Source organism: Micrococcales bacterium, from assembly GCA_009784895.1.
Taxonomy (GTDB): Bacteria; Actinomycetota; Actinomycetes; order Actinomycetales; family WQXJ01; genus WQXJ01.
Window position 1 is genome coordinate 1 of sequence record WQXJ01000060.1, and the last position, 11,364, is coordinate 11,364.

Sequence of the window (11,364 nt, forward strand, 5' to 3'; positions counted from 1 at the left end):
TCACCGATACTGAAGCCGAGTCGTTGACCTCGTTGGATTGCTCCTCACTGGGGATCACTGATCTGACCGGGTTGGAAGCGTTTGTCAACCTGCAAATCCTGCGGTTGAGTGACAACCTGATCATCGATGTTGGCCCGTTGACCGGATTGGCCAGTTTGCAGGAACTGTATTTGGATTCCAACCAGATCCAGGACCTACCGGATATGAGCGCCATGACCGGTTTGACAGTGTTGAACCTTGACTCCAACCAGGTCACTGATGTCAGCCCTCTGGCCGGCCTAATGTCGTTGATTTTGTTGGACTTGACCGGAAACCAGGTCACTGATGTGAGTTCTCTGACTGGTTTGGTCGGGTCGACGTTGTTCTATCTGGCTTACAACCAGATCACTGACTTGTCGCCTTTGGGTGGGTCGGCGTCGTTGATTGCTGAGGCCCATGATCAGGCGCCGGCTGGTTTCACTACCCAGGTGGGTAAACCATTGGCGTTGTATACGATCACCCATCACGATGGCAGCGAGATTCTCGGGTCGATTACGCCGGGCACGTTCACTGTCACTTCCGCGCCCACGGTTACGGCTGGTGCTGCGGACACCATGGTGGCAATGCCGAACAGCACGGTGGTGTTCAATGCGCCGGGCGTGTACACGTTCACTTGGTCTCAACCGGTTTTGCCGGGTGGTCAGCCGCTGTTCTCCGGGGCGCACACGATCGTGGTGACCGCCGGGCCGCCGCCACCGCCACCGCCACCGCCACCGGTGCCCAACCCGCCGCCACCTAACCGGGTTGGTGCGCAAGGCGGCACAGGCGCCCACCCGTGGACGGGCACCGATTCAAGGCCCATGGTGGCCCTGGCGTTGGCCCTACTGGTTACCGGTGTGGCCCTACGCGTCTCGCGGCGGACCCACCACCAACCAGCCCACCGCGCCAGCTGAAAGGGTTGGTGCGGCAGGCGGCACAGGTGCCCACCCTTGGACGGGCACCGTACTCTTCGGCACGGTAGGGGTTTGGTTTCCCATGAACGCCGCGAGGTTGGGGTTTGGCACCACGCGCTCAGGAGTCCTGGCTGAACTGGGCCCGCAGTTCGCGTTTGAGGATCTTGCCACTGGCGTTTTTGGGCAGCGAATCAAGCACCACCACCCGCCTGGGGGTCTTGAAGCCGGCCAGCTTTGAGCGGACATGAGCCATGACCGCCTCCGGATCGAGCTGGTGGCCCTCTTTGGGCACCACCGCAGCCACCACCATTTCCAGGAACTTGGGGTGTGGCGCGGCAAAGACGGCCGCCTCGTGAACGCCATCGAGCTGGTAGATCACCTCTTCGACCTCTCGTGATGACACCTTTTCACCGCCCACATTGATGGTGTCCTTGACCCGGTCAACGAAATACAACCGGCCGTCTTCGAGGTAGCCCAAATCACCGGTGTGCAACCAACCGCCACGGAATAGGCGGTCGGTGGCGGCGGCATCGGCCAAATAGCCCAGGCAAGCGTGGGCCGATCTAAACGCCACCTCACCGACCTGGCCCGGTTCCAGCTCCCGCCCGTCCGGATCCAGGATCGCCATTTCGACGTTGATGGCCGGCTGCCCGGCCGAGCCGGCGTGGCTTAGCTGGTCCTCAGGCGGCAGAATGCAGGCGGCCGGCGCCATCTCGGTCTGGCCGTAGAAGTTCCACAGGCGCAGAGCAGGCAGCACCCGATCCATCTCCCGCAGGATTGGCACGGGCATAGCGGCCGCGCCGTAGTAGCCCTTGGTCAACTGCCCCATCACCGCCGGGTCGAAGGCCGGCGAATGCAGCAGCTCGATCCACTTCGAAGGCGTGGCGAACAGCTTGTTGACACCATGGGCCTGAATCGCCTTTTGGACCCTGCCCGGGCCGCCGGAAGGCAGGATTACCGAGGTCGCGCCCAGCAGCACGTCAGGGATCAGAAACACGTCTAGCTGAGCGCAGTGGTAAAGCGGCATGACGTGAAGCTCAATGTCATCCTGGGTCATTGAGCCGCCCACGATGGTCGACATGTACTGCCACATCAGAGCCCGGCTGGTCATTCGCACGGCCTTGGGCTTGGCCTCGGTACCGCTAGTGAACATCAGGCGGATCACATCATGATCGCTGACCTGAACCGGGGTCGGTTCTGGGCCCGGTTCAAACCAGGGTGTGGTGTTCTGCCAACCGTCAGGTGGCAGGGTTCGGCCGGTTGTCAAGACCGCCTTGACCATGGCCGGCCTGTTGCGCCAAGTTGGCGCTCCTTGCCTGGCACCGTTTGCGCCGCCGTCTTCGGTGGCGCCAGCCCGCTCAGTCTGTTTGGCCGGTTGGGCCAGACGGCCCGAAACAGCCGGATCTGCCACGCCAAGTTTTTCCCAGCGCCCGATGCCCGACCCTCCGCTGCCCGCAGCCGCCTCGGCTTGGTCGGTCGGTCCAGCTTGCCCGGCTAGTCCCACGGCGGCCGAACCGGTTGCGACCAAATGGTCCTCGACTAAGAACAGCTTGGGCTGGGTCAACTCCAGGATCTGAGAAACTTCTTGGCCAGACAGTAGGAAGTTTATTGGGGCGAAGATCAGGCCGGCCCTGGCGGCGGCGAATGGCAGCACCGCCATCTGCCAACAATTGCGGCTAAGACAGGCCACCACATCGCCTTCGACCAGACCTTGTGCCTGGAAAGCGGCCGCCAGGGCGTCTACCCGGGCGTCGAGCTGGGCAAATGTCATGGCGAAATCGCCGTCTATTACGGCGGTCTTGTCCCTGAGGCGCCTGGCAGTTCGGCGCGGAATATCGCCCAGCGCCTGGGAAGCGGCGGCGCGTTGGTCATGGCTCACGAGACACCAACCCTACGGAACCGTAGGTTAGATAGCACTGTAGGTCGCCACACTATGTTGGCCCTGTCTTTGGCGGGCCCCGCCAAAGTCCCAGTTCGCTGGTCGCAGCCAGCCAGGCCCGACCACTCCCAGACCCTGGCCAGTCCTGTTGCCGACCACGCCCAGCCCCCGCGTGTTCGGTGCAGGGTATGTCGATTGCCACCTGGCCGGGCTGTTCTGGATCGAGATTGAGCCAGGCCGCAGTCCAGCTCGGCAGCCACCTGGGGTTTCACCGAAACCAAGTCCGGTGCAGGGTGATGTCGATTGCCACCTGTCCGGTGCAGGGTGATGTCGATTGCCACCTGTCCGGTGCAGGGTGATGTCGATTGCCACCAGTCCGGATGGGAGCGAACTCAGTTGTGACCGGCCCAACAGTGCGGCGGTGGTCTGGTACAGCGGTGGATGTGCATTAGGCCAAGGCCGCGCGAAGTTCGGCCAGGAACGCCTCAGGTTCCTCATGGATCGTTCGCCAGGTGACGCGAAGCACTTTGTAGCCTGAGGCTTGAAGCGCTCGGTCGCGGGCCCGGTCGGTTTCGAAGGCCTCATCATGCTGGTGGTACCTGCGGCCATCACACTCGACAATTGTCTTTTTGTATCTGAACAAGATGTCTACGCAGAATTGCGGATATCCCGGCAGCTCAATCGTGGCGTTGGTCTCAAAGTCCTTGAAGCCCGCGTCTAGCAGCAAAGTCACGGTGTCGAACTCAAAGGTAGAAGCGACCCCCAGCTGCATCATGAGGTCGTAGCGGCGAAGCTCCTCAACACCTCGGCGGCCCTCGCGGGAGGCCACGACCAGGGAAAACCGTTCAGGCGAGAATTTGTGTCGGGTGACCAACCAGGCGAATAGGGCCTCGGCCGCTGGCTTGTCCAGGAATGCAAGTGCATCGACTGCCGCAAGTTCTGGGCGCTGCATCATGCCGCCAGGGCCGTGCACTACTTCTTCGCCGTCCATGACCACGACCCGCGGAATCAGGTTGCGTTGCCTGCGACGAGCTGTCGGCAAGCTCACAATGACTGCGCCCAACCTCATCCGAGGCACCTTTGGCCACTGCCACACCAGTGCGCTAGGTCCCCAGAGAATCGCATCCGGCCAAGTCAGCCAGGCTGCCCAACCACCTTGGTGCACAGTCAACTGAGTGCCGGCCGCGCACAGAGCCTGGCCAGCGGCAGGCACCCAAAGGCCTTTGCGGGTCCGGTAGTGAACCTGGTCGCTGGTGAATCCGGCCTGCCTCGCCTGTTTGCGAGTGAAGACTCCGGCTTGGTCCTCAGCAATGGGCGGGATCTGGCTTAGACGGCTCTTGTGCCCCGAATCGAATCGCCTTGTCGGTTTCGAACTGCGACGGTCAACCATGGGCCAATCCTGCCCGGGTGCTCACGGCCTTGCTGCAGTGGAACCAGTGACCTGTGGACGAAGGCAAAACCTTGGCAAGTTCGGGCCACCCGAGGCCACCGGTATTTGGCAGCCCCAGAACGATCGACAGGGCACTGAGCTGGGATAACATGCAGGGTCGGCTCACGAATGTGCCAACCGGCGACAGTACCAACCAGCGCGCACCTGCTGCCGCGCGGCCAGCCCCGCGCGCTTCAGCCGGGGCGGGTCGAGATTGAGCTTGGCCGGGCGGTTCGGAATCGACGTTGAGCTAGACCGGACTCCAACCCGGCAGCCACCTGGGGTTTCGCCAATACGGTGTGCGGTGCAGGGTGAACTCGTTTGCGGCCGGTGCGGTGCAGGGTGAACTCGTTTGCGGCCAGTGCGGTGGAGGGTGAACTCGTTTGCGGCCGGTGCGGTGCAGGGTGAACTCGATTACCACCAGGCCGGTGAGCGCCTAAATGGTCGGCTTGGCCGGGGTGTTCGGAATCGACATTGAGCTAGACCGGACTCCAACCCGGCAGCCACCTGGGGTTTCGCCAATGCGGTGTGCGGTGCAGGGTGAACTCGTTTGCGGCCAGTGCGGTGCAGGGTGAACTCGTTTGCGGCCGGTGCGGTGCAGGGTGAACTCGTTTGCGGCCGGTGCGGTGCAGGGTGAACTCGATTGCCGCTGGTCCGGTTTGGGGTGAAGTCGATTGTGCCAAGACTCGGTGTCGCGCCAAACGGTGCGGTCGCGGCTCAGAAACGCGGCGGGTGTGGGGTCTGCGGCCCCGGATTCCAGCGCTGCTCGGTGGGCCCCTGCGGGCATTTACCCCCGAGGTCAGTGTCGCGCCAAATGGGCGGTTTGAACGGCCCGGCGCTAGGGCTCCTGCCCATCAACCAGTCAACCCAGGCGACACATTTGCTCAAGTTCTGCGATTATTGGACACCGTGACTATGAACCAGCCAGTGGCACCACGCGTCCCGGACAGGCCCTCGCTTGAGGGCCTGGAGGCCAAATGGGATGCCGCCTGGACCGAACAAGACACCTACCGCTTCGATAGGACCCAGCCGCGCCAGCGGGTCTACTCGATCGACACGCCGCCGCCCACGGTAAGCGGCTCGCTCCATGTAGGCCACGTTTTCAGCTACACCCACACTGACATTGTGGCCCGCTACCAGCGTATGCGTGGCAAAGAGGTGTTCTACCCCATGGGCTGGGATGACAACGGCCTGCCGACCGAGCGCCGCGTCCAGAACTACTACGGCGTGCGCTGCGACCCGTCGCTGGGCTACGACCCGGATTTCACCCCGCCCCATGAAGGTAGCGCCCGGTCGACCAAAGCCGCCGACCAGGTGGCCATTTCGCGGAAGAACTTCGTCGAGCTGTGTGAACGGCTGACGGTCGAAGATGAAAAGCAGTTCGAGGCCCTGTGGCGCCACCTGGGTTTGTCAGTCGATTGGACCCAGACCTACCAGACCATCGACGCCCACTCCCGGGCCACATCCCAAATAGCCTTCCTGCGCAACCTTAAGCGCGGCGAGGCCTACCAGCAGTTGGCCCCGACCTTGTGGGATGTCACTTTCCGCACAGCCGTGGCCCAGGCCGAGCTGGAAGACCGCGAGCGCCCAGGCGCCTATCACCGTGTCGGTTTCAGCCATGTGCCCGATGGTGCCAAGGTCTTCATCGAGACAACTCGCCCTGAATTGATCCCGGCCTGTGTGGCGCTGGTGGCCCACCCGGAGGACGAACGCTACCAGGCGCTATTCGGCTCGCATGTCAAAGTGCCTTTATTCGAGACCGAGGTGCCGGTGGTGGCACACCACCTGGCAACGCCGGAAAAGGGTTCGGGTGTGGCCATGGTCTGCACCTTCGGCGACATCACCGATGTCATCTGGTGGCGTGAAATGCATCTGCCAACTAGAGCCATTTTGAGCTGGGACGGGCGGCTGTTGCCGGACGCACCAGTTGGGATCGACAGCCCGGCCGGTCAGGCCGCTTACAAGGAGCTGGGTGGGCTGACCATCTTCTCAGCCCGGCAGCGGATTGTGGAGATGCTTCAAGAGTCTGGCGACATGGTCGGTGAACCAAAACCCATCACCCACCCGGTCAAGTTCCACGAGAAGGGCGACAGGCCACTCGAGGTCATTCCAACCCGCCAGTGGTACCTATCCAACGGTGGGGTCGACATGGACCTGCGCGCCCAGTTGATCGCCCGCGGCCAGGAGATGAAGTGGTTCCCGGACTTCATGCGGGTGCGTTACGAAAACTGGGTCGAAGGGCTGAATTCGGATTGGCTGATCTCGCGTCAACGCTTCTTCGGTGTGCCCTTCCCGGTTTGGTATCCGGTCGACCAATTTGGCCACCCGGTCTACGACCGGCCAATCACACCAAAGGAATCGGATCTGCCGGTTGACCCCGCCAGCGACACCCCGGCCGGCTACAAGCCCGAACAGCGCGGCAAACCTGATGGCTTCATCGGCGATCCGGACATCATGGACACTTGGGCCACTTCGTCACTCTCCCCGCAAATCGCCGCCCACTGGCGCGACGACCCTGAACTATATGCCACTACTTTCCCAATGGACCTGAGGCCGCAAGCCCAAGACATTATTAGGACCTGGCTTTTTTCCTCTGTGGTGCGGGCCCACTTGGAGCACGGTTCACTGCCCTGGACCAACGCCGCCATCAGCGGTTTCATCTTGGATCCAGACCGCAAGAAAATGTCGAAATCGAAGGGCAATGTGGTTACGCCCATGGACCTGCTGGTCCAGCATGGCTCGGACGCGGTGCGGTACTGGGCGGCCTCGGCCCGCTTGGGCACCGACGCGGCCTTTGAGGTTGGCCAAATGAAGATTGGTCGCCGCCTGGCGATCAAGCTGCTCAACGCCTCGAAATTCGCCTTGACCTTCCTTGAGCCGAATGCCGACGGATCGCTCGATCTGGACGCCACCAAGGTGACCGAGCCGCTGGACCGAGCCATGTTGGCCTGGCTGGACGCTGTGGTCGAAAAGGCCACTACGGCCCTGGAGGCCTACGACCACACCCGGGCCCTGGAGGCGATTGAAGCCTTCTTCTGGATGTTCTGCGATGACTACATCGAACTGGTCAAGGACCGGGCCCATGGATTGTCCGGCCCTGAGCCGGCGGCCTCCGCCCGCACGGCGCTGGGCCTGGCCCTCGATCTACTGCTGCGCCTGTTCGCGCCATTCCAGCCCTTCGCCACCGAAGAGGTCTGGAGCTGGTTCCACGCCCAGGGCAGCTCGGTCCATCGCGTCGAATGGCCTAATGCTCAAGGGCTCGAACAACTGGGCGACCCGGCAGTGCTCGAAACGGCCGGCCAAGTGTTGGCCCTGTTGCGTCGGGTCAAATCAGAGGCCAAAGTGTCCCAGCGGACCGAGCTGGCCACCGCCCGCGTCACAGTCCCGGCCGCCCAGGCAGCTTTGGCCGTAGACGGCTTCGACGACATCAAAGCCGCTGGTCGGGTGATCGACCTGGTCATAGAAGCCGGCAAAACCGACACTCCAGAACTTGTCAGCGCCAACTTGGGGACTGGTGCATAATGCCTGTCGCCGGCCCGGAGCGGCCCGGGGCAGCTGCCCACCGTCCCACAAGGCGAGACCAACCAAGCCAAGGTGAGGCCCGGCATCGGGCAACTTGGCTTGCATAGATATGGTAGCGGCTGTATGTTATGCAGCCTAAGCGAAAGGACACCCCCGAATAATGAAGAAGCGCACTACTCCAGTCCTGATTGCTGCCCTCGTGGCGGCCGCATCCCTCGCGCTCGGCGCCTGCGGCAGCGGCGACGACGGCGGCGACACCAACAACAACGACGCCAAAGGCGAGGCCACCTTCACTCCCGTCACCGCGGGCAAACTGACCGTTTGCACCAATCCCCCCTACTGGCCCTTCGAAGACACCCTTGACGGTGAGGTCGTTGGCCTGGACCTGGACCTGATGGCAGAAGTCGCCAAAGACCTGGGCCTTGAGCTGCAACCCAAGGAAATGAACTTCGAGATCATCGAATCGGCCACCGGCTTTGAGACGGGCGACTGCGATGTAGGCGCCTCGGCCTTGACAATCACCGAAGCCCGGGCGGCCAAGATGGATTTCTCCGAGCCCTACTACGAGTCGACCATGGGCATGCTAGTCATGGCCGATTCAGCCCTAGCCAGCTTGGCTGATGTTGAAGGTAAACCGGTTGGCGTCCAAATGGGCACCACCGGCGAGGAGTGGGCCAACGAGCAGGCCGAACTGACCGAGATCCGCCAATTCGAAGGCCTGGGCGACCAAGTCACGGCCCTGAAGTCTGGTGAAGTCGAAGCCGTCTTCAACGACGTGCCGGCGTTGCAGCCCTACGCTGACACCGGCGAAATGACCATTGCGGCCGATTTCCAAACCGGCGAGAAGCTGGGCTTTGCCGTCAAGCAAGGCAACACCGTCCTGTTGGACCAGATCAACGCGACGCTGCAACGCCTAAAGGCTGATGGCACCTTCGACCAGATCGTGGCGGCGGCCTTCGAACGGGCCCAAAGCACGCTCTAGGGGCGTGGGGGAACAACCCCACCCCGACCGTGTTGACGTGGTCAGTGCGAAGCGTTGACCAACCGAAACGCGGCGACAAGCACACGGCGGCCCTAGGGGACCGGTGAAAACCACCAGTCCCCTAGGCCCAGTCGCAGCCGGCGCAATCGGTCGCCCCGACAAGCTGGCAACCCCGCATTCCGCCCCAGGGCACTAGGCTCATGGCGTGATCTGCAACCGATCGTGGCGCCATGGCTGACCCGCTAACACCAGGGTTCGGCCCCGGGGCCGGGCCGTCATACACCACAACTGACTTTGAGGCCATACTGGGCCCATCGCGCCGCATGAGTCCGCGTAAACGGGCTGTGGTGGTGCAGGTGGTCCAGTATGGCCTTTTAGTCGCGGCTGTCGGGGCGATCATTCTGCTGGCTGACTGGGAGACCATCGGCAAGCAGATGATGTCGCTGGAAGGCATCAGGATCGCCGCCCCGCGCATCCCCCCAGCCCTACTCAACACGCTGCAATACACTTTGGGGGCGTTTGCAGTCTCACTGTCGGTGGGCATGGCGCTGGCCCTGATGAAGCTGTCCTCAGTCAGTTTGTACCGCTGGCTGGCGACTATCTACATCGAGTTTTTCCGCGGGTTGCCAGCCCTGCTGGTGGTCATCGCAGTGGCCTTCGGTGTGCCGTTGGCCATGGGCGTGAAAATCCCCGGGGTAACCCTGAAGGCGGCCCTGGCCTTGGGTTTGGTCTCGGCCGCCTATCTGGCCGAGTCACTACGTGCCGGTATCCAAGCAGTGCCGCACGGCCAGGTCGAGGCTGCCCGCTCCTTGGGCCTGTCACACAGCCAGACCCTGATCAAAGTGGTGATCCCCCAGGCCATTAGGATTGTGCTGCCGCCGGTGACCAACGAGATCATCTTGCTAACAAAAGACACCTCCCTGGTTTACGTTATGGGCCTGACCTCCTCTGAATGGGAATTGACCAAGGCCGCGCGCGAGTCACTCAAAGCCCCGGTGGGTGGTTTGACCTCGCTGTTTGCCATAGGTGCCTGCTACTTGATTATCACCATCCCGCTTAGCTTCGCAGTGCGACGGATGGAGAAATCCGCCGGCCAAAAGGAAGGTGCAAAATGAGCCAGGCAGTGGTCCGTATCAGCGGCTTGCACAAATCCTTTGGCCACCACGAGGTTCTATGTGGCATTGACCTAGATGTTTACCAAGGCGAAGTGGTTTGCGTAATTGGGCCGTCTGGGTCCGGCAAATCGACTTTGCTGCGCTGCGTCAACCAACTTGAAATACCAACCGCCGGCCGGGTCGAACTACTTGGTGTCGACGTGACAGATCCCGATTGCGACTTGGACCGAGTCCGGCGCCACGTTGGCATGGTCTTCCAGCAATTCAACCTGTTTTCCCACCTGTCGGTGATGGAGAACCTGACCTTGGCCCAACGCCAGGTGCTGCGCAAGCCCAAGGCCGAGGCCGAGGCTTTCGCCCAAGCCAACTTGGCCAAAGTGGGCCTGGCGGACAGAGCCCAGGCCCGGCCGGGTCAGCTCTCTGGCGGTCAGCAGCAGCGCGTCGCCATAGCCCGGGCACTGTCAATGGACCCGATGTTGATGCTGTTCGACGAGCCGACCAGTGCCCTTGACCCCGAGTTGGTCGGTGACGTGCTGGCCGTTATGCGCGACCTGGCCGGTGCCGGCATGACCATGATGGTGGTGACCCACGAGATGGCCTTCGCCCGCGAGGTGGGCGACCGGGTCATTTTCATGGACGAGGGCCAAGTGGTCGAACAGGGCCCAGCCGCCCAGGTCATCACGGCGCCTCGAACCGAACGGGCCAAGGTCTTCTTGCACAGGGTGCTGCATCCAACCGAGGTCGACGATTCCGAATTGGGTCAGACTGAACCGCTCGACCCGAAGCTTGACCAGGCTGAGTGGGGAGCGGCTCACCCAGACCAGGCACCGTGAGCGGTCCGCTGCGCCCGATGCCGGTCCTGGTGGGTCCCATGGGTTCCGGCAAGTCGGTCACGGGCATGGCTTTGGCGGCACTGTGGCAGGTACCGTTTTCCGATGCTGACCGCCTAGTCGAAAGACGCGCCGGCAAGTCGATCCCCAAGCTCTTTGCGGCTGTTGGTGAGGCCGGTTTCAGGGAACTTGAGCACCAAGTCATCGCTGACCTCTTGACTCATGGTTCGGGGGTGGTGGCCTTGGGCGGTGGGGCCTTGACCAATCCGGGAAACCTCGACTTGGTCCAGGCCTATCTGGCGGCCGGCGGGGCCGTGGTCTTTTTGGACGTAACCCTGCCGGTGGCGATGAGTCGAATTGGCCATTCCCGCCGCCGTCCAATGCTGGCCAGTGGGGGTGGCGGCGGCGGGGCCGGCGGATCGGAGGCCCGCTGGCTCGAATTGGCCGCCCAGCGCCGCCCTGCCTTTGAGGCGGTGGCTACCTGCACCATCCAGACCGACAGCCTTCAACCGGCCGAGGTGGCCCAGGCCATCAACGACCAACTGGCTGCCGGCTCCGACACTTAGGCTCGCTTCCGCCGAGCCGGTCGGTGCTTGTTCCGGCGCACCTAGGGGGCTGGTGATTCGACGCAGTATTCGGCTTCGAAGATCGACAATCCCACGCCAATGGCGTAGA

Annotated in this window: 8 protein-coding genes; 6 read left to right on the forward strand and 2 right to left on the reverse strand. The window is 62.7% G+C overall.

Going from position 1 to position 11,364, the window contains the following annotated elements; genetic code table 11:
* Positions 1 to 932: leucine-rich repeat domain-containing protein (locus FWD29_08940; protein ID MCL2804055.1), on the forward strand; the 932-nt coding region annotated here is incomplete at its 5' end.
* Positions 933 to 1,050: 118 nt separating this feature from the next.
* Here the strand turns inward: FWD29_08940 and FWD29_08945 are convergent.
* The gene (locus FWD29_08945) at positions 1,051 to 2,811 is read right to left on the reverse strand and encodes an AMP-binding protein (protein ID MCL2804056.1); all 1,761 of its coding nucleotides are present in this window, start codon (positions 2,809 to 2,811) and stop codon (positions 1,051 to 1,053) included.
* Positions 2,812 to 3,259: 448 nt separating this feature from the next.
* Positions 3,260 to 3,859 carry a DUF559 domain-containing protein gene (locus FWD29_08950; protein ID MCL2804057.1) on the reverse strand — a complete coding sequence of 200 codons (600 nt, stop codon included), beginning with the start codon at positions 3,857 to 3,859 and terminating at the stop codon, positions 3,260 to 3,262.
* 1,296 nt (positions 3,860 to 5,155) lie between these two features.
* Between FWD29_08950 and valS the strand changes: the two genes are divergently transcribed.
* The 5 genes from valS (at position 5,156) to FWD29_08975 (ending at position 11,255) form a co-directional block, all read left to right on the forward strand.
* Positions 5,156 to 7,762 (forward strand): valine--tRNA ligase, encoded by a 2,607-nt coding sequence (gene valS, locus FWD29_08955; protein MCL2804058.1) that lies wholly within the window; start codon positions 5,156 to 5,158, stop codon positions 7,760 to 7,762.
* A 160-nt stretch (positions 7,763 to 7,922) separates the two neighbouring features.
* Positions 7,923 to 8,744: a transporter substrate-binding domain-containing protein gene (locus tag FWD29_08960; GenBank protein MCL2804059.1), complete on the forward strand. Its 822-nt coding sequence runs from the start codon at positions 7,923 to 7,925 to the stop codon at positions 8,742 to 8,744.
* A gap of 323 nt (positions 8,745 to 9,067) precedes the next feature.
* On the forward strand, positions 9,068 to 9,859 hold the full coding sequence (locus FWD29_08965) for an amino acid ABC transporter permease (GenBank protein ID MCL2804060.1): 792 nt from the start codon (positions 9,068 to 9,070) through the stop codon (positions 9,857 to 9,859).
* 8 nt (positions 9,860 to 9,867) lie between these two features.
* The gene (locus FWD29_08970; protein ID MCL2804061.1) at positions 9,868 to 10,692 is read left to right on the forward strand and encodes an amino acid ABC transporter ATP-binding protein; all 825 of its coding nucleotides are present in this window, start codon (positions 9,868 to 9,870) and stop codon (positions 10,690 to 10,692) included.
* On the forward strand, positions 10,689 to 11,255 hold the full coding sequence (locus FWD29_08975; protein ID MCL2804062.1) for a shikimate kinase: 567 nt from the start codon (positions 10,689 to 10,691) through the stop codon (positions 11,253 to 11,255). The genes FWD29_08970 and FWD29_08975 overlap by 4 nt, the downstream gene beginning before the upstream one ends.
* Positions 11,256 to 11,364 lie beyond the last annotated feature (109 nt).